The sequence below is a fragment of the Sphingobacterium sp. PCS056 genome (assembly GCF_023273895.1).
In the GTDB taxonomy this organism is placed as follows: Bacteria; Bacteroidota; Bacteroidia; order Sphingobacteriales; family Sphingobacteriaceae; genus Sphingobacterium.
In genome coordinates this window covers 1-19,295 of sequence record NZ_CP096883.1, presented here as the reverse complement: position 1 = coordinate 19,295, position 19,295 = coordinate 1, and the positions used below count along the sequence as shown (strand labels likewise).

Genomic DNA, 19,295 nt, shown 5'->3' with positions numbered 1-19,295 from the left:
TTTAGCTACTTTATTTAGTAATTATGATATTTTGTAATTACCTTAGTGCTTGGTAATTTGATAAAAAGCATTATTTCAGTTTACTATAGATGATTATATTCATTTATTTATAAATTATAATGCAATTCTTGATGTGGGTGCATAGGTGGATAATGGCGAAGCAATGCTGGTTAAAAAAAGGAATTGCTATCGAATAATTTTGTTATGATAAATAACGTAATTAAAACAAAATTATCTAAGTTTGATATAGAATCAAGATAAATCGAATACAAAATTCAATATATAAAAATTATTGTTTTCAGCAGATGATCCATGTTATCCAAAAGACCATCAGAAGTTTAACAAGATAAATGTTAGTGAAAAAAAATATACAGCTAAAAAAGTATGCTCGCGAGATTAGATATTAAGAATTACGCTTTGATTGATGAATTATCCATCCAGTTTGATAAAGGATTGAATATGATCACCGGAGAAACTGGGGCAGGTAAATCCATTATCATGGGCGCCTTATCGCTTATTTTAGGCAGTAGAATTGAAGGTAAATATTTTTTTACTCAAGATAAGAAATGTAGCATCGAAGGATTCTTTCAAATTGAAGCATATGATCTCAAAGACTTTTTTCACCAGCATGATTTGGACTATGAAGATGAAACCATTATAAGACGTGAAATTAGTGTTGATGGTAAATCGCGTGCATTTGTAAACGATTCTCCCGTGACGCTTGCTATCCTTAAAAGCTTAGGCGAGAAGCTGATTGATATTCATTCGCAACATGCCACATTGCAGATCAATACCGAAGATTTCCAATTTTTAGTGGTGGATAATGTCGCAAAATCTGCCGATTTAAAAAACAGCTACCTCACCTCATTCCTCACTTATAAAAAAGTGAAGAGTGAATTGAAAAAGATAAAAGATCTTGCCAAGCAAGCGCATATCGAGGCGGACTTCAATCAATTTCAATTTGATGAACTTCATCAAGCGAATCTATCGGAAGACGAACAGATGAGCTTAGAAACCGAACAACAGCAACTTGAAAACGCAGAGGAGATCAAAAGAGGCTTGTTAGGAGCGATGCATATCCTGGAAGAGCAGGAGCAGAATGTGGTGATTCAATTAAAAGAATCATTAGGACAATTGGAAACTGTAGCGCCTTATTTAACCGCTTTACCAGAACTTGCAAATCGCCTTAGAAGTGTATGGATCGAGGCTAAAGATATAGCAACAGAGATCGGATACTTGGAGCAAGGAACAAATTTGGATGAAGAGAAATTGTTACAGATCAACGAACGCTTAAGTTTAATATATAACCTACAGAAGAAGCATCATGTCGATACTGTTGAAGAACTCTTATCCATTCAAGAGGCTCTAGAGCAAAAATTATTAGATGTCAATACGCAAGATGAACGCATTCTTGCGCTAGAGAAAGAGTTAGCCGAATCGTATCAGCAAACAATTGAAAAGGGAAAATCCTTAACTGAAATCCGGAAAAAAGCCTTACCTACAATTGAGAAGCATGTGGTTTCTGTATTAGCAGAAGTCGGGATGCCAAATGCTAAATTGGAAGTGAAGTTGGAGGAATTGGGCGAAAATGAGTTGAAAGAAAGTGGAATGAATAGCATCCAGTTTTTATTTTCAGCAAATAAAGGACAAGAGTTACAGGCGATTCATAAAGTTGCTTCAGGAGGAGAGCTCTCTAGGGTGATGCTTGCTATTAAGTCTTTGGTCGCAAAAAGTTCCGCTTTACCAACGATTATTTTTGATGAGATTGATACCGGTATTTCGGGGGAAGTAGCGCTCAAAGTCGGAGAGATTATGGAGCGTTTAGCAGTCAATATGCAAGTTATTGCCATATCCCACTTACCACAGATTGCTTCAAAAGGTCAATCCCATTTCAAAGTATATAAAATCGATGAGGGTGATAAAACGAAATCTAATATTGTTTTGTTAAATCAAGAAGAGCGCATCAAAGAAATAGCACAAATGTTAAGCGGTATAAAACCTACTTCAGCAGCTTTGGCCCATGCAAAAGCATTGCTTAATATTGTAGAATAGCCTAAGGGAAGGATTAAAAAAAGAAGCCTCTTTTTTTAAGAGGCTTTTTATTTTCTAGTTACCACCGTTGTCTGCGTCAGTTAGAGTAATCTTCACCGTCATATCTTCGGGAGATTTTATTATTGTAGAAGATCCAACCTCTTTAGCATAGATTTTAATTTTTCCAATAGAATAATTAGCTGAATAGCTGTAGTTATCTATTGTTGCAGGAATAATCTCATACTGAGTTGGATTACTTTTTGTCTTCATGGCAATAGTAACAGTCCCATGATCAAAGTATTTTTTATCCAATTCAGGGAAATCCAATTCTACAACATAAGTATTAGCACCTGCAATTAAATCCCAGTCGGCAGTTGGTACAGCTGCAGTATAACTTATTCCTGGTAGGAAATTTTGATTTGTTACATACTCTTTCGTGCAAGAACTAAGTGAAGTTAAGGTTGCACCACCTATTAATAGGGCTAATAAAATTCTTTTCATATCTGTAATTATTTTGTTTCGTATTTATAAGACTGCTGGTCACTAAAAAAGTTTAACATTCTATTAACACTTCTAACAAAAAATGCACCATTATGGTGCATTTTTATAAATTAATAAAATTCAATTATTCTTCTTTCTTGTCTGCAGGTTCAATCGGTGTCTCTGATCGGTCTGCAACCACTTGTATTTCTTTTGTTTCAGCGTTTAAATCAACTTTTAAACGATCGCCAGCTTTGATATCGCCTTTTAAGATTTCCTCTGCAATTGGATCTTCTAAATATTTTTGAATTGCTCGTTTTAATGGACGGGCTCCAAAATTAGTGTCGTATCCTTTTTCTGCAATAAACTCTTTAGCAGCAACAGTCAAATCAATGGTATAACCTAAATCTGTAATTCTACCGAATAGAGATCTCAATTCAATATCAATGATTTTGAAAATATTCTCTTTGGATAATGAATTGAAAACAATCACATCATCAATACGATTTAAGAACTCAGGAGCAAAGGCACGTTTCAGAGCTGTTTCAATAACCGATCTCGAATGAGAATCTGTTTGAGTTGTTTTTGCCGCAGTAGTAAAACCAACACCTTGACCGAACTCCTTCAACTGGCGAGCTCCAATATTTGAAGTCATAATGATGATCGTATTTCTAAAATCAACTTTACGACCTAAGCTATCTGTCAATTGTCCTTCATCCAATACCTGCAACAATAAGTTGAAAACATCAGGATGTGCTTTTTCAATCTCATCCAATAAGATGACCGCATAAGGTTTACGACGAACTTTTTCTGTCAGTTGACCACCTTCTTCATAACCAACATATCCTGGAGGCGCTCCCACTAAACGTGATATCGCAAATTTCTCCATGTACTCACTCATGTCGATCTGGATCAATGCATCTTCAGAATCAAACATAAAACGTGCTAGTTCTTTCGCTAACTCCGTTTTACCAACACCTGTTGGACCGAGGAAGATAAATGAACCAATAGGTTTTTTCGGATCTTTTAAACCCGCACGAGTACGTTGGATAGCTTTTACTAACTTTTGCACCGCGTCGTCCTGTCCGATGATTCTATTTTTCATCAACTCACCCATATTCAGTAGCTTTTGGCTATCTGTTTGGCTAACACGTTGAACAGGAATCCCTGTCATCATCGAGACAACTTCTGCTACATTATCTTCACTAACGACATACCGCTTCGCTTTGGTTTCTTCTTCCCATGCGATCTTCTCACGGTCAAGTTCCTCCAAAAGTTTTTTCTCAGTATCCCTTAGTTTAGCAGCCTCTTCATATTTTTGGCTACGAACCACACGATTTTTCTCTAATTTGATTTCTTCGATTTTCTCTTCAATATCAATAATCGTTTGCGGAACATGAATGTTCGTCAAATGCACACGCGATCCTGCCTCATCCAAAGCATCAATCGCTTTGTCTGGTAAGAAACGGTCCGTAATATAACGAGTCGTTAAGCTTACACAAGCTTCAATCGCTTCAGGAGTGTAGTTGACATTATGGTGTTCCTCGTACTTTTCTTTAATACGATTTAAAATCTCAATCGTCTCATCATGCGTAGCAGGTTCGATAGTCACACGTTGAAAACGACGGTCTAATGCTCCATCTTTTTCAATGTACTGACGATATTCATCCAATGTTGTAGCACCGATACATTGAATCTCACCTCTTGCTAATGCAGGTTTGAACATGTTAGATGCATCTAATGAACCCGAAGCTCCACCAGCACCTACAATGGTATGAATCTCATCGATGAATAAAATCACATCTGGAGATTTCTCCAACTCGTTCATCACAGCTTTCATACGCTCTTCAAACTGACCGCGGTACTTGGTACCCGCCACTAAAGAGGCTAAGTCAAGCGTAACAACACGTTTGTTGAACAACACACGTGATACCTTACGTTGTACGATACGCAATGCCAATCCTTCTGCAATAGCAGATTTACCAACACCGGGCTCACCGATCAACAACGGATTGTTTTTCTTACGGCGTGATAAGATTTGAGAAACACGTTCTATTTCTTTTTCACGACCCACTATCGGATCCAGACGACCTTCTTCTGCAGCCTTTGTTAAGTCACGACCAAAGTTGTCCAAAACCGGAGTTTTAGACTTGATGTCAGAAACCTTTTTAGGCTGGATGAATTGCTCTTCTTCAGGATAATCGTCATCACCAGTTGACGAGCCTGGAGCTTCATCACGAATTGTAGTCTTATTCTGTTCTACTTCCGCTTTGAAAATATCATAACTCACTTGATATTGCTGTAATATTTGAGATGCGATATTATCCTCATCTCTCAATATAGCTAATAGCAAATGCTCCGTTCCTATAATTTCACTTTTAAAAATTTTAGCTTCTAAATATGTGATTTTAAGTACTTTTTCTGCTTGTTTAGTAAGTGGCATATTGCCAATAGGGGTGCGAGATACAGCTGAGCTTTTCACGGCTTCCTCTACAGACTGTCGTAAAGCTGCAGTGTCAATCCCGATATTTCTCAAGATCTTGATTGCCATGCCATCACCTTCACGAATCAAACCTAACAACAAATGTTCTGTGCCAATATAATCGTGACGCAACCTCAAAGCCTCTTCTCTACTGTACGATATGACATCTTTTACGCGCGGTGAAAATTTTGCTTCCATGTAATTTACCTTTCTTTTAATGACCAAGAATGATATAAATGTAATAAATTTACTTTATCAATCCTTAATATTTTAGTAATATTTATCAACAATTAAGCCATGCTATTAAATCGATCAAAATGTCAGTATAAAAGTTTACATTTGTGTGTATTTATTGTCCAAATAAAGTATAATTGATTAGTATGTCAGACGAAAAAATAATCTTTTCAATGGCGGGTGTCAACAAAATTTACCCTCCTCAAAAACAAGTTTTAAAAAATATTTACCTTTCTTTTTTCTACGGTGCAAAGATTGGCGTAATCGGTCTTAACGGTTCTGGAAAATCTTCATTATTAAAAATCATTGCCGGTTTAGATAAATCTTTTCAAGGTGAAGTGGTATTCTCTCCAGGTTATTCTGTAGGCTATTTAGCCCAAGAACCTATTTTGGATCCCGAAAAAACAGTGCTTGAAATCGTTCAAGAAGGTGTTGCAGAAATAACCGCTATTTTAAAAGAGTACGAAGAAATAAACGAAAAATTTGGCTTACCTGAAGTGTATGAAAATGCAGATGAGATGGATAAGCTATTAAGTAGACAAGGTGAGCTTCAAGATATTATTGATGCCACAAATGCTTGGGAAATTGATTCAAAATTGGAGCGTGCAATGGATGCTTTACGTTGTCCAGAGCCTGATGCTAAGATTGCCAATTTGTCAGGAGGTGAGCGTCGCCGTGTAGCAATGTGTCGCCTTTTACTGCAAGAACCTGATGTTTTATTGCTGGATGAGCCTACCAATCACTTGGATGCCGAGTCTATTGACTGGCTAGAACAACATTTAAAACAATATAAAGGAACGGTCATTGCTGTGACCCACGATCGTTACTTCTTAGATAATGTGGCTGGATGGATTTTAGAACTGGATCGTGGTGAAGGTCTGCCTTGGAAAGGAAACTACTCTTCTTGGTTAGATCAAAAATCTAAACGCCTAGCGCAAGAGGAAAAAACTGAATCAAAACGTCAAAAGACTTTAGAACGTGAATTGGAGTGGGTGCGTATGGCTCCTAAAGCGAGACATGCCAAATCCAAAGCACGTCTTCATAATTACGAGAAATTAGCCTCAGAGGAAACAAAAGACCGTGAAGAGAAATTAGAACTATTTATCCCGCCAGGACCGCGTTTAGGCAATGTCGTGATTGAAGCAGATAACATCTCAAAATCTTACGGAGATCGTATTTTATTTGAAAATTTAAGTTTCTCGCTTCCTCCTGCCGGTATTGTCGGTATCATTGGTCCCAATGGAGCTGGAAAGACTACCTTATTCCGCTTGATTACAGGCCAAGAACAACCGGATACAGGTACTTTCAAAGTAGGTGAAACTGTTGTGCTTGGTTATGTCGATCAAAATCATGATGATTTGGATCCTGAGAAATCGGTATGGGAAAATATTACAGATGGTAATGAAAACATCATGCTCGGCAATCGTTCTTCCAACTCTAGAGCCTACGTGTCCAAATTTAACTTTAACGGGGCCGACCAACAAAAGAAAGTAGGTGTATTGTCTGGTGGGGAACGTAACCGTGTGCACTTAGCGATTACCTTAAAGAAGAGTTCAAATGTGCTTCTTCTGGATGAGCCTACCAATGATATCGATGTGAATACGCTACGTGCTTTGGAAGAAGGTTTAGAGAATTTTGGAGGTTGTGCGGTAGTCATCTCCCACGATAGATGGTTCCTAGATCGTATTTGTACCCATATCTTGGCATTCGAAGGTGATTCTCAGGTTTATTTCTTTGAAGGTAACTATTCGGAGTACGAGGAAAATAGAAAGAAAAGAATTGGTGATGTTACGCCACATCGTCTTAAATATAAAAAATTAGTCAAGTAGTTCATGGAAAGCGCGAAGCTTTTAGAAGCAATTATTGATCATGCAATCGATGGAATTATTACCATCGATAATCGGGGATTGATTGAATCTATTAATCCAGCGGCATGTAACTTATTTGGTTATAGTGAAGAAGAAGTCATCGGCAATAATGTTTCGATATTAATGCCCGAGCCAGATCAGAGTCTCCACGATAGCTATATCGATAATTATAAAAGAACAGGGCATAAAAAGATCATCGGAATAGGAAGGGAGGTTCTAGGCAGAAAGAAAGATGGAACCACCTTTCCTTTTCGTTTAGCTGTAAGCGAAGTCTGGTATAAAAATAGAAATATCTTCACAGGCTTTATCCATGATATTACAAGAGAGAAAGCTGCGGAAAACCGGTTGAAGAAACATGCAGTCGAGCTAGAACAAAAGGTAAGTGAAAGAACGAAAGACCTGATCATGCTGGTATCGGAATTGGAGAAAACAAAGGCCGAAGTTTCAAAATCTTTAGAAAAAGAAAAGGAATTGGGGCAGTTGAAATCACGATTCGTTTCTATGGCTTCACACGAATTTAGAACACCATTGAGCTCGGTACAACTATCAGCATCACTGATCGATAAATATCTCGAAAAACCTGATTTTGCAAGTGTCATGAAACATACAAGTAAAATCAAAAATTCGGTGCAACTGCTCACCAGTATATTAAATGACTTTTTATCGCTGGAAAAATTAGAAGCAGGTGTTGTTACGGTCAATAAACAGATGATCAATGTCGTTGAGCTTGCTGAAGAAATTACTGAAGAGATGCAGTTGATCTGTAAGAAAAATCAACATATCGTCTACCAACACACAGGTGAGGTCGGTGTATTTTTGATGGATGCTAATTTGTTGAAGAATGCAGTTGTAAATTTGATTTCAAATGCAATAAAATATTCTGGAGAGGATACATTCATCGAATTTAATACCATCATTGAAGGAGACACCTGTATCATAACAGTTCGCGATAACGGTATAGGTATTCCAGAGGAAGAACAAAAGAACCTCTTTGAACCATTCTTTAGAGCGCATAATACAGGAAATATTCCAGGTACTGGTCTTGGATTGAATATTGTAAAACGTTATGTGCATCTGATGGATGGAGTGATGGAATATAAATCGGCATTGAATGAAGGAACTTTTTTAAAGATGGTATTTACTCAAAATAAATAATTGGAGGTGGAAAAGAAAACAATACTTATCATAGAGGATAATACAGATATAAGGGAAGGAACAGCAGAGATTCTCGAGTTAACTGGGCGCTATGATGTGCTTTCAGCAGAAAATGGTCGGATTGGTGTCGACCTAGCAATGGCTCATTTACCCGATTTGATCCTATGCGATATCATGATGCCTGAACTGGATGGATATGGGGTTTTGTATATTTTAAGCAGACATGAAGAGACGGCTCATATTCCGTTTATTTTCCTGACAGCAAAAGCAGAGCGTTCGGATATGCGCAAAGCAATGGAGCTTGGGGCAGATGACTATTTAACAAAACCTTTCGATGATGTTGAACTATTGAATGCCATTGATGTACGTTTTAAAAAAAGAGGACAGATCGGAGAAGCAATAGCCATTAAAAACTCATTGTATTTAAGTCCTGAAGAACAAGATTTTTTATTAAAAGAACTTATTGAAAAATCTCGTGTCAAAGTATTTAAAAAAAAGCAATCCATTTACGAAGAAGGAGATTCTCCGGTATTTGTCTATTTTGTGCTGAGTGGACAAGTCAGAAGTTTTTTATGTTATACAGATGGACGCGAGCTCTCCACAGACATGCAATCTGCAGGTGCTTATCTGGGGTACGAAGCCATGTTACTGAATGAAAAATATTCGGACAATGTGCAGGCAATAGAAAAAACTGAGATTGCGCTAATCACCAAAGAAGATTTCTTTGAATTGCTGTATCGAAAACCTTTGATCGCGGGTAAATTCATTAAACTGTTGACAGGCAATATCAGAGAAAAAGAAGAACAATTGCTGGCATTCGCTTACGATACCGTTCGTAAAAGAATTGCCAATGCGCTCGTTAGTATTGCTGAAAAAACGGTTGATACATCTGTCAAAGACGAATGTGTGATTCAAATATCAAGAGAGGGAATTGCAACAATTGCTGGCACGGCAAACGAAACAATCTCAAGAGTATTAGCTGATTTCCGAGATGAAAATTTAATCGCAAAGGAGAAGAGTGCGATACGTATTTTCTCTATTAATAACCTGCGAAAAGTTAAGCAATAACATTCCTGTTGTTTTCTTAATAAATAAGGGCTGAATCCATCGTGGATTCAGCCCTTATTTATTAAGAACTGATTTTTAATGACACTCTATATTGTGACGTAAATCACATTTTAAGCTGATGAACTTCATATACAAATATTTGTAGACTATTTACTTTTGTACTAGTTCGGAATTAGAATATCAAAAAAGATAGCATGAAAGTAGTTGTTTATAGTATTCAGGCCTTTGAAAAAGAGTTGTTAGCAATCGCTAATGGTAAAATGCATGATTTGACCTTTATTGCTAATGGGCTTAATGAAGAAACAAAAGTCTATGCTACAGGAAAAGACGTGGTGATCATATCTGCCCATGATATACTAGGAGCCTCGATGTTGCGAACTTTAAAAAATATGGGTGTCAATCGTATTTTGACACGTACCTTAGGTACAGGACATATTGATTTGATCGAAGCTGGAAAGTTGGATATACAGGTTGCCAATACACCTTATGAGGATCAAACTCCAAAAGGGATTGCAGAGCAAACGATTCGTAATTTAAATCTTTGGGGTGCAGGTAAATGTGTCGGAACCGCTTGTTGTTGTCTAAAAGACTGTGGAGTGAAATTATAAGATGATCATGAAAACGAATAGTGTAATAGCAATACAAGATCTTGTGCGAAAATATAATGTTGCCGCACCGCGTTATACCAGTTATCCAACAGTTCCATTTTGGGATAATGACCAATTTTCTACTGAGGGATGGATGCAAAGTGTATATCATACTTATCAAAAGTCTAAAGACTCTGGAATAAGTCTATATATTCATTTGCCCTTTTGTGAGAGTCTGTGTACCTATTGTGGTTGCAATACAAGAATAACCAAGAATCATAAAGTTGAGTTGCCCTATATCGATAGTTTACTGAAAGAGTGGGGGATATATACAGCAATATTAAAGGAAGGTGCGCCTTTGATTTCTGAAATTCACCTCGGTGGTGGGACCCCTACTTTTTTTGCTCCAGAGCATTTAGCGAAATTGATCAATGGTATTTTATCTCATGCACAAATAGCGGAAGACGCTTCCTTTTCATTTGAAGCACATCCTGGAAATACGACTTTTGAACACCTCGATGTGTTGTATCAATTGGGATTTCGAAGATTAAGTTTAGGGATTCAAGATTTTGACCCATTGGTCCAATTTACGATCAATAGAAAACAAGATGTCGCTGATGTGAGGCGCGTCATGCAAGAAGCACGTAAGATTGGATATACTTCGATTAATTTTGATTTAATATATGGTTTGCCTAAACAAAATTTACAAACTATCACCGAAACGATAAAAGAATCCTTAATCCTAGATCCAGATCGTATTTCTTTTTACAGTTATGCACATGTTCCATGGATCAAGCCTGGCCAACGCCACTATACAGAACTAGATTTACCTCAGGGAGAAGAAAAAGTTAGCTTTATATACGCAAGGGAAGAAACTGATACAAGAAGCAGGGTACCTCGATGTCGGAATGGATCATTTTGCAAAACCCGAAGATGAATTGTTCATCGCATTCCAAGAAAAAAGACTTCATCGTAATTTTATGGGATATGCAGATCGCTATCGTCCTTTACTCATTGGTTTAGGAGTTTCTTCCATCAGCGATTCATGGGATGGTTTTGCACAGAATGTCAAGCATGTAGAAGAATATCAACAGTTGCTAGATCAAGGTCAATTGCCTGTGGTTAAAGGTCACCTGCTCGATGCAGAAGATGTCATCATAAGACGATATATTTTAGATCTGATGTGTAAAGGTGAGACCCAATTGATCGAAGGCTTTTTGGGTAACGATACGATTGTGAAAAAATTACAAGAAATGATCGATGAAGGAGTCGTTAAGATGGATTCAGATCAGATTATCATCACTTCTTTAGGTAAATCCTTTCTTCGAAATGTATGTATGGCATTTGATCTGAGATTACAAAAATCAAAAAGTGAAATGCAACTATTCAGTCAAGCGATTTAACGATTAAAAGATGGTGGAAACGAAAGAGATTCAAGTAGCGCAACATTGTTTTCACTGTGGTGATACAATTGAGTTAGCCGGCTATCAGTATGCTGAACATGATTTTTGTTGTTTAGGCTGCCAAACGGTTTATCAGATTCTTAACGAAAATAACATGCAAAGTTATTACCGTTATAATCAGCATCCGGGAAAGTCCAAACAGGGAAAAAACCGCCGATTTATCGTATTTGAATGAGGCTGCCATAGTTGATAAATTGATCGATTTTAAGGATGAGCAGATCACCATCATTACTTTTTACATACCCGTTATACATTGTAGTTCCTGTATATGGTTATTAGAAAATCTATATAAAATCAATCCGCATGTGATCTCCTCGAAGGTTGATTTTATGAAAAAGCAAGCTAGCATCACATTTAAGCATACCGATTTATCCTTATATCATCTTGTTGAACTCTTGGTGAGTATAGGCTATGAGCCCAAGATCACTTTACAAGATGTGGTTAAAGAAGGTAAGAAGGTAAATTCAAACCCATTGATCGCTAAGATCGCAGTGGCAGGATTTTGTTTTGGAAATTCTATGATGTTGAGTTTTCCAGAATATTTTGGACTTGCAGGTTTTGAAAAATCATACTCGGTATTTTTTGGATATGCCAATCTTTTATTTACGTTACCTGTACTATGCTATAGTGCTTCTGATTATTTTAAATCCGCATTTTTAAGTATCCGTCAAAAAAGATTGAATCTCGACGTTCCTTTGGCACTCGGGATCTTTATACTATTTCTACGCACTGCTTACGAAGTGATTTCACAATCAGGTGCAGGTTTTGGAGATACACTTTGCAGCTTGGTATTTTTTATTTTAATTGGCAAGTGGGTGCAAGAAAGGACGTATTATCATATTTCTTTTGAGCGTGATTATCGAAGTTATTTTCCCGTAGCGGTAACCACTATACAAGAAGGAAAAGAGAAGGCAATTCAACTTGCAGAACTACAGGTCGGTGACCGGATATTAGTTCGTAATAACGAAATTATACCAGCTGATGCCGTTTTGCTACATGGTGAAGCATGTGTTGACTTCAGTTTTGTGACCGGCGAATCTAAACCTATCACCAAGATATTAGGGGAGGTGATCTATGCTGGCGGCCGTCAAATGGCAGAAGCAATTGAACTGGAAGTGGTCAAATCTGTATCGCAATCTTATCTGACCAAACTTTGGAATAACGATAATTATAAGCAATATGATCGCCAATTTCAGACGTTTATTAGTTATATCAGTAAATATTTTACGATTGCTTTATTATTGATTGCCATATCAGCCACTGTATTTTGGATGGTAGGGCAGGATCCTAATAAAGCATGGGGCGCATTTACTGCTGTTTTGATTATTGCCTGTCCATGTGCTTTAGCTCTCAGTTCACCATTTACGTTGTCAGCAGCACTAAGTGTCTTCGATAGAAATAAGTTTTATGTCAAAAATACAGATGCTATCGAGCAGATGGCAGCCATTGATACTATTATTTTTGACAAGACCGGTACGATTTCCTCACCATCAGTTAGTGGTATCGTTTTTGAAGGCTTTTTGACACAGGAGGAAAAAGTATTGGTATATTCTGCTTGCCGTAATTCAAGTCACCCCTTGAGTCGAGAAATTGTAAAGTGGTTAGATCATATAGAACCGATCCCTGTGGATCGATATGAAGAAAAGATAGGAGAGGGATCCATAACACAGATCGGAAAATATACGATCAAAATCGGAAGCGCTCGATTTGTGAATGCACCCAAAAATACAGAAGAAGCATCCTATGTGTTCGTATCCATCAATGATAAAGTGAAAGGTAGCTTTGCAATGGAACAATCCTGGCGAACAGGACTTTCCGGTATTATCCATGATTTAAAAAATTATGACCTGCATCTTATATCAGGAGATAATGATCGAAAAAAAGAGGTGCTAAAAGAAATTTTTCCATCAACAACACGCTTACTTTTTAATCAGTCTCCACAGAATAAATTGGATATCATCCAAATGTTTAAAGATAATGGAGGTCATGTTTGTATGATTGGAGATGGTTTGAATGATGCTGGAGCTTTAAAAGCTGCTGATTTAGGAATAGCCGTAAGTGACGATATTAATAATTTTTCACCTGGTTGCGATGCTATTTTGGATGGTGCCGCTTTTCAAAAATTACCCCAGTTTTTTGCCTTTAGTAAAGATGCGGTACGCGTCATTCATCTGAGTTTTTGTATTTCATTGTTTTATAATGTGATCGGATTGAGTTTTGCCGTTCAGGGAGAAATGTCGCCGTTATTTGCTGCGATACTGATGCCAATAAGTACGGTGACTATTATATCTTTTACAAGTTTATTGACGCGCTGGTTCGCAAAAAGACGGGGATTATAAGTATTTTTTACTAATTTGAAATAGTATTATGAGTATCATCTTTATGTTAATTGGATGTAGTGTATTTGTCGCGTTATTGTTTTTAGGAGCATTCTTTTGGGCCAATAAAACGGGACAGAATGACGATACCTATACGCCATCAGTTCGTATTTTATTTGACGATGATGTCGAAGAGATTGATTCCAAGCAGGAGGACGGAAAATCGTTCCACTAATATACTGTTAGCGGCTTTTTCGTATTTTGCCTTTGTCTGTTATCAATACATAGTGATACAGCGGAAATTTTTTTGCTAGTTTTAGACCTTCCTTTTGACCCATCACCATAATTGAGGTACTCAATGCATTGGCAAACTCAGCAGAAGGGCCATAGATGGTCACGCTAGTTAGTCCAGTTGCCGGATACCCCGTCTTAGGATTGATGATATGCGTATACCTTTTGTTCCCAATTTCCGCATATTTTTCATAGCTTCCGGAGGTCGCGACCGCACTTTCTTCCATCTGGAGTATTTTAATTGTTTTGTAAGCCTTAAAAGGATTTTTAATCCCGATTAACCACGGAGTATGATTGGGCTGATATCCCCAAGTTGATAAATCGCCTGAGGCATTGACTATCCCGGCTTGAACTGATTTTTTTTGCATCAAAGCTCTACCCATGTCGGCAGCATATCCCTTACCGATAGATCCAAATCCAATTTTCATACCTGGTATGGATAAGTAAATCGTGCAATTGGCACTATCCAATACAATATGTTCATAGCCCACCTTTTCTACCGATTTACGGATAGCGCCTTCCGATGGCAATTCGTTCATTGTCCCATCAAATCGCCATATTTTATCTAAAGCAGCAATACTGATGTCAAAAGCACCGTTTGAATTTTTGGAGTATTCGATTGCTCTTGTGGTTAAATCAAAAACTTCACGATCGACCTTTACAGGCTTAATGCCGGCGTAGCGATTGACTTGTGAAATTTGAGTTTCAGGTCTCCATTCGGAAATCAGATTTTCAATACGGTTGACCTCCGATATCACCAAATCAATATGTTTTCGTACGGTTGCGGTATCTTGGTCTACAATCGTTATCTCAAATACGGAACCCATTAATGTAACTTGCTTTTTTAACAAAACTTGCGCATTACTCAAATGGCTGATCAGTAAAAATAGGAAGATATAACAAAACTTCATGATTTTTTGCTGTTAGGATTAATAACAATCGGTTAGAATCTGATTTTTAGCCTTATAATACTGAAGTGTTTTGCCTTTTTGAGATGGTGCGATTCCTTCCAGAACCTGCTCAACATCTCGCTGCATATGAAGCGATCCACAGATCATAATAACACCACCATTTTCTAAATGTTCTAAAAAAAGTTGAGCATCTTGCTGGATGAGATCCATCACATATTGAGATTTTGATTCTCTTGAATAGGCAAAATGACATGTTTTTAAATGCTTTTTTTCAATTTCCTCTTGAGCAAATTCTTGATACCGCTTTGTGACAGTATTGTTATACCTAAAACCAGCATATAAATGAATTGGCGTTTTCTTATTGTTATTGATCATTCCTAAGAATGGTGCTATACCGGTTCCATTGGCAATCATAATGACAGCAGGAGCCTTCGGAAAATGAAATTCGGGATTACTCATGATGCGCGCATGGATAAAATCATTTTGCTTTAGATCGTAAAGGAAGTTTGATCCCAATCCATTAGGATGGAGTTTTACTTCTAGCTGAATCATTCCGTCATACTGACAGATCGAATAAAATCGCTCCCTATGATCATTTGTAGGATATATGGCCAAAAGATCGCCAGATTGAAATTTGACATTTGCAGTTGGTTTTAATATGACCGTAAAGGTAGCCTGGTCTTCTGTTGTTTTTTTGACAACTTTAAGTTTTTTTAGCCCCACAACTTTTGTTTGGTACACGGATGGTGCAGTTGCTAGTGCGAGGCATGATTTTTCACTCCATTGATGAACCCAGTTCGTAAACTCATGTATTGATCGATCGTTTACTTTATGTAGATCGAGAAAACGAGTTGCCCACTCTTGTGATGCCAGAATTTGATCCACACGTTCTGCGTAAGCGCAATAATCTGGATAGGCTTGTGAGCCGAAGCCGATGACACTGTATTGTAGCTGTTGTTCTTGAGGAGTTTTTAAAAGTAGCTCTTCAAACTTCGATGCACCCGTTGGTGCTGTCCCTATACCATAAGTAGAAGTGAACACCAAAAGATGTGCTGCATTTGGATACCTTTGATATTGGTTCATCACAGCTATAAAGGAACGTTTGCCATCTGCTAGTAATTGTTTATGAATTTGGTTTGCAAAAAATAAAGTGCTACCATTTTCTGAACCCACTAAAATGACGATTTCAGCCTCATCCGCTTTATACTTATTTTTAATTTTTGTTTTCGTTCTTCTAAATGTGATAACAAATCCGGTATAGATAAAAAAGATGATATTTAAGGAGGCAAGACCCAAAATGATTGCCCATATCACATTTGTCCTTCCCGTATGAATATCGAGACTTAACTTTTCAAGTGCTGCAGTGTAAGGATACTTGGTTTCTGTTACTATTGCCCCATTAAATTGATTAACAGTGACTACGCGATCCTTAAATTTTAGCGTATAGAATTCCTCTGGATCATCATCCATAAATGGGAATTCGATTTTTTCAATATCAGCTAATGTATGCTGTTTAAAAATCTTAAAATCTTTAAATTCAATTTTATCATTATCAGTCTCAGCGGTATGTTGGATATTTGCATTCGGTTTTTTCATGAACTCCATTCTGGCCATAAATAAATAGGTACCCGTTAACGCAATTATTAGAATAGGAATTAGGAAAAACCGGCCACTGACAACATGGAAATATTGAGCGAAGAAGTCTCGGTTAATTTTAGAAAAGAAATGACGTAGGCCTTGCTGGCGTTTAAGAATAAGGACGACACCACTTAAGGTAATCAATAAGAGTATAAAAGATACTACACCTACTATGATTCGTCCTGTCTCATGGAGAAATAAGGATCGGTGTAAAGCTGTTGTCCATTGAATGAATTGACTTTTGGGTGTTATCTCACCTAAAATCTTCCCCGTTTTTGGGTCAATATAGCCTTTAATTGTATTACCCTCTTCATCTAAAGCATCGATACTAACAAAATGATTATGGTCAACTGCTATTTCAATGATTTCGGGATAGACCTTTCGCAGTTCAGTGATGGACTGCGAAAGGTTTATTGTATTGAGATCTGCTACTTGGTATGCTTGGTTTTTTTCGTTAACTGCATCGATCGCCAATATAATTCCGGTAAAGGAAAGAATAAGTAAAAATAGGGATGATACTATCGCAAGAGCTAAATGTGCATACCTCCAGATGGATAAAGTCATTTTAATTATTGAACTTTATTTAATTTTACAAATTTAATATAACCTTTTCCGCTAGCGCGCTCAGCTAACGCTTCTGTTGTCAATGGAATTTCAACATCGGTGACATGGTATTTTTGTTCTTCAACAGCTGATTCAAAGCGCAACTTATATCCTTTGTTTAATTTCGTGTCATCTATTTCGATCGTTCTCATTGCACGGTCACCACCACCAACAGAAGCACCGGTGATGGCACTCAATTTAACATTCGATTTTGTTTGAAATTTATGCCATTCTTTCAATGTATTATACCATTGCTTATCTGGTCCTAAAACAGAAAGTGTCTTTTCATAAGCTCCTTTCGGGTTAATTAATGAGATGATGATATATGCACCTTCACCTTCATAACTATTCATTTGGATCATGCATTTGAACTTACTCGATTGTGCAAATGAATGAGAACTAAAAAGAGTAACAAAGAATAAAAGAAGTAGAAATTTTATAGAAATTTTCATGCTATTATTTTAAGAAATCAATGGAAACATTGTTTTTTGTTAGAAATTCATTTTCTTTTGCTAGATCGTATGCTGTTTCATCAAAAGATGTGATCAGATCTTTTTTAGCACCTAATGAAATCAATTCTTTAAGAACAGCATCATCTTTAGCAATTAGTGCAGCTTTATGTAATGGGCTCATTCCGTCATTATCTTGTGCATTAATATCAGTCCCTAATGCAGCAACTCTTTTGATTAAATTTAAGTTTTCTTTGGCAACCGCTAAATGTAAAAGAGAGCTTTTATTTTTTTGTAAATCTGTAACATTTAAACCATTATCTTGTAATAAGGTTAATTTTTCTTCAAAACTATGATCTTGAGAAGCACGTTGACCAGTCTGTCCTTGTGGGGCATTTTCGGTATATGAATTTAACCAATAATACGCCAAGTTATTTCCATCCTTATTGATGATTTTGATATCAGCACCATTTTTTAACAATAGGGACAAAATTTCAGAGGAGCCGTTAGCAATGGCTTTTGTTAATGCGGATTCTCCTTTGTCATTGACTGCATTTACTTGAGCTGTTTTGGATAATAATAATTCAATCAATTTAGCATCTTTACCTGCAGCAGCAACCATAAGAGCTGTATTTCCCTCATTGTCGGCTTTGTTGACATCTACATTTTTAGACAAGAAGTAATTGATGACTTCCATATTTGGTCTGCGTACTAATGCCTGTAGGATTGTTGCACCGTCTTTATTAGTCGCTTTCGGGTCTAGTTTTAGTGTTTCCACCAAGTATTTGTAAGTTTCAATGCCGTTAGTAATCTGTCTTGATCCTTGTGTAGCGAAGAAAAGAGCATTGTTTGTTGGCTTTACACCTCTTTTAATGAGTTTTTCAATGATGTCAACATGGCCTAGTTTTGCCGCATAATCAACAGCGGTTCTACCAAAGTTGTCCTGATCTGATAAGGATAATCCTTTAGATATAAAGTAATCAGTAATACTTAAATCTTGGTCTGCAGCCACCGACAATAATAATAATGTAGCGCCATCCTCATACTTTTGTTTAGGATCTACACCAGCTTTAAATAGAAGATCATACACAGCTGTGTTTTTATTTCCTGTTGAAGCGGCATAAGCTGCAATTGGGAAACCATGGCTATCTTGGTAGTTGACATCAGATCCTTTCGATATTAAATATTGTACGAGTTCTAGATTTCCTGTTGATGCAGCCCAGTGCAAATAACTACGGCTGTGATGCGTCTTTTTAGTAACACTATTGCCTTCTTGTTCAATTAAATATTTAATGACATCGTTTGGAGCTTTATTTAATATGGCAGTAGTGACAGGGTCAAATGAAGCTGCATTCGGTTTTGATGGGCTATTTCCTTTCGCTATTTCAGTTTTTACAGCATCCAAATTGGGCGAGCCTTTCCAGAAATCAGCATTCATTAATGAATTATTATTTTGGGCTTTTCCATAAAGAGCAGATAATAATAGGGCTGCTAGAAAGATCTTTTTCATATTATTGATTTAAATACCTCGATATATTGAATTTATTTATACTAAATCTAAATAGAGAGCAAATCTATAAAATATAATGTAATTTTTAGAAAAAAAGTAAAATTTATTGCAAGTGGTTGCTATATATTATAATAATATGCTACAAAAGGATATAGATAATATAGATATGGTAAAAAATTAGTTCTCTAAGTTTTAAACACTATATAA

The 19,295-nt window shown here is 36.9% G+C and carries 16 protein-coding genes; 10 read left to right on the top strand and 6 right to left on the bottom strand.

The window, feature by feature from the left end; translation table 11 throughout:
• The first annotated feature begins 384 nt into the window (after window positions 1–384).
• The gene (gene recN, locus MUB18_RS00075; protein ID WP_248754620.1) at window positions 385–2,052 is read left to right on the top strand and encodes a DNA repair protein RecN; all 1,668 of its coding nucleotides are present in this window, start codon (window positions 385–387) and stop codon (window positions 2,050–2,052) included.
• Window positions 2,053–2,106: 54 nt separating this feature from the next.
• On the opposite strand, the gene MUB18_RS00070 is transcribed toward recN, so the two are convergent.
• Together MUB18_RS00070 and MUB18_RS00065 are read right to left on the bottom strand one after the other, a co-directional pair.
• Window positions 2,107–2,532, bottom strand: a complete 426-nt coding sequence (locus MUB18_RS00070; RefSeq protein ID WP_248754619.1) for a hypothetical protein — start codon at window positions 2,530–2,532, stop codon at window positions 2,107–2,109.
• Between the two features lie 124 nt (window positions 2,533–2,656).
• The gene (locus MUB18_RS00065; RefSeq protein ID WP_094772994.1) at window positions 2,657–5,191 is read right to left on the bottom strand and encodes an ATP-dependent Clp protease ATP-binding subunit; all 2,535 of its coding nucleotides are present in this window, start codon (window positions 5,189–5,191) and stop codon (window positions 2,657–2,659) included.
• A 182-nt stretch (window positions 5,192–5,373) separates the two neighbouring features.
• Between MUB18_RS00065 and ettA the strand changes: the two genes are divergently transcribed.
• The 9 genes from ettA (at window position 5,374) to ccoS (ending at window position 13,921) form a co-directional block, all read left to right on the top strand.
• Window positions 5,374–7,056 (top strand): energy-dependent translational throttle protein EttA, encoded by a 1,683-nt coding sequence (gene ettA / locus MUB18_RS00060; protein ID WP_094772993.1) that lies wholly within the window; start codon window positions 5,374–5,376, stop codon window positions 7,054–7,056.
• A 3-nt stretch (window positions 7,057–7,059) separates the two neighbouring features.
• Window positions 7,060–8,250, top strand: coding sequence for a PAS domain-containing sensor histidine kinase (locus MUB18_RS00055; RefSeq protein WP_248754618.1), 1,191 nt, complete (start codon window positions 7,060–7,062; stop codon window positions 8,248–8,250).
• 6 nt (window positions 8,251–8,256) lie between these two features.
• Window positions 8,257–9,318 carry a response regulator gene (locus MUB18_RS00050; RefSeq protein ID WP_045755389.1) on the top strand — a complete coding sequence of 354 codons (1,062 nt, stop codon included), beginning with the start codon at window positions 8,257–8,259 and terminating at the stop codon, window positions 9,316–9,318.
• A 194-nt stretch (window positions 9,319–9,512) separates the two neighbouring features.
• Window positions 9,513–9,926 (top strand): lactate dehydrogenase, encoded by a 414-nt coding sequence (locus MUB18_RS00045; protein ID WP_045753460.1) that lies wholly within the window; start codon window positions 9,513–9,515, stop codon window positions 9,924–9,926.
• Between the two features lie 7 nt (window positions 9,927–9,933).
• Complete coding sequence (locus MUB18_RS00040) at window positions 9,934–10,842, top strand: coproporphyrinogen-III oxidase family protein (protein WP_317233173.1); 909 nt, start codon at window positions 9,934–9,936, stop codon at window positions 10,840–10,842.
• Window positions 10,814–11,308 (top strand): hypothetical protein, encoded by a 495-nt coding sequence (locus MUB18_RS21895; protein ID WP_317233172.1) that lies wholly within the window; start codon window positions 10,814–10,816, stop codon window positions 11,306–11,308. The genes MUB18_RS00040 and MUB18_RS21895 overlap by 29 nt, the downstream gene beginning before the upstream one ends.
• Before the next feature lie 10 nt (window positions 11,309–11,318).
• Window positions 11,319–11,543, top strand: a complete 225-nt coding sequence (locus tag MUB18_RS00035; protein ID WP_248754617.1) for a heavy metal translocating P-type ATPase metal-binding domain-containing protein — start codon at window positions 11,319–11,321, stop codon at window positions 11,541–11,543.
• A 154-nt stretch (window positions 11,544–11,697) separates the two neighbouring features.
• The gene (locus MUB18_RS00030; protein ID WP_248754616.1) at window positions 11,698–13,707 is read left to right on the top strand and encodes a heavy metal translocating P-type ATPase; all 2,010 of its coding nucleotides are present in this window, start codon (window positions 11,698–11,700) and stop codon (window positions 13,705–13,707) included.
• Window positions 13,708–13,735: 28 nt separating this feature from the next.
• Window positions 13,736–13,921, top strand: a complete 186-nt coding sequence (ccoS, locus tag MUB18_RS00025; protein ID WP_248754615.1) for a cbb3-type cytochrome oxidase assembly protein CcoS — start codon at window positions 13,736–13,738, stop codon at window positions 13,919–13,921.
• 7 nt (window positions 13,922–13,928) lie between these two features.
• On the opposite strand, the gene MUB18_RS00020 is transcribed toward ccoS, so the two are convergent.
• Genes MUB18_RS00020 through MUB18_RS00005 form a run of 4 tightly spaced genes read right to left on the bottom strand, consistent with a single transcriptional unit; the run spans window position 13,929 to window position 19,088 of the window.
• On the bottom strand, window positions 13,929–14,888 hold the full coding sequence (locus tag MUB18_RS00020; protein ID WP_248754614.1) for an FAD:protein FMN transferase: 960 nt from the start codon (window positions 14,886–14,888) through the stop codon (window positions 13,929–13,931).
• 18 nt (window positions 14,889–14,906) lie between these two features.
• The gene (locus MUB18_RS00015) at window positions 14,907–17,090 is read right to left on the bottom strand and encodes a PepSY domain-containing protein (protein ID WP_248754613.1); all 2,184 of its coding nucleotides are present in this window, start codon (window positions 17,088–17,090) and stop codon (window positions 14,907–14,909) included.
• Window positions 17,091–17,095: 5 nt separating this feature from the next.
• Entirely contained in the window at window positions 17,096–17,581 is a 486-nt protein-coding gene (locus tag MUB18_RS00010; RefSeq protein WP_045753456.1) for a DUF2271 domain-containing protein, read from the bottom strand.
• Window positions 17,582–17,585: 4 nt separating this feature from the next.
• Complete coding sequence (locus MUB18_RS00005; protein WP_248754612.1) at window positions 17,586–19,088, bottom strand: ankyrin repeat domain-containing protein; 1,503 nt, start codon at window positions 19,086–19,088, stop codon at window positions 17,586–17,588.
• Window positions 19,089–19,295 lie beyond the last annotated feature (207 nt).

Coding starts and splice junctions, on each gene's coding strand:
- recN (WP_248754620.1), top strand. CDS start 385: ATGCTCGCGAGATTAGATATTAAGAATTACGCTTTGATTGATGAATTA.
- MUB18_RS00070 (WP_248754619.1), bottom strand. CDS start 2,532: ATGAAAAGAATTTTATTAGCCCTATTAATAGGTGGTGCAACCTTAACT.
- MUB18_RS00065 (WP_094772994.1), bottom strand. CDS start 5,191: ATGGAAGCAAAATTTTCACCGCGCGTAAAAGATGTCATATCGTACAGT.
- ettA (WP_094772993.1), top strand. CDS start 5,374: ATGTCAGACGAAAAAATAATCTTTTCAATGGCGGGTGTCAACAAAATT.
- MUB18_RS00055 (WP_248754618.1), top strand. CDS start 7,060: ATGGAAAGCGCGAAGCTTTTAGAAGCAATTATTGATCATGCAATCGAT.
- MUB18_RS00045 (WP_045753460.1), top strand. CDS start 9,513: ATGAAAGTAGTTGTTTATAGTATTCAGGCCTTTGAAAAAGAGTTGTTA.
- MUB18_RS00040 (WP_317233173.1), top strand. CDS start 9,934: ATGAAAACGAATAGTGTAATAGCAATACAAGATCTTGTGCGAAAATAT.
- MUB18_RS21895 (WP_317233172.1), top strand. CDS start 10,814: ATGGATCATTTTGCAAAACCCGAAGATGAATTGTTCATCGCATTCCAA.
- MUB18_RS00035 (WP_248754617.1), top strand. CDS start 11,319: ATGGTGGAAACGAAAGAGATTCAAGTAGCGCAACATTGTTTTCACTGT.
- MUB18_RS00030 (WP_248754616.1), top strand. CDS start 11,698: ATGAAAAAGCAAGCTAGCATCACATTTAAGCATACCGATTTATCCTTA.
- ccoS (WP_248754615.1), top strand. CDS start 13,736: ATGAGTATCATCTTTATGTTAATTGGATGTAGTGTATTTGTCGCGTTA.
- MUB18_RS00020 (WP_248754614.1), bottom strand. CDS start 14,888: ATGAAGTTTTGTTATATCTTCCTATTTTTACTGATCAGCCATTTGAGT.
- MUB18_RS00015 (WP_248754613.1), bottom strand. CDS start 17,090: ATGACTTTATCCATCTGGAGGTATGCACATTTAGCTCTTGCGATAGTA.
- MUB18_RS00010 (WP_045753456.1), bottom strand. CDS start 17,581: ATGAAAATTTCTATAAAATTTCTACTTCTTTTATTCTTTGTTACTCTT.
- MUB18_RS00005 (WP_248754612.1), bottom strand. CDS start 19,088: ATGAAAAAGATCTTTCTAGCAGCCCTATTATTATCTGCTCTTTATGGA.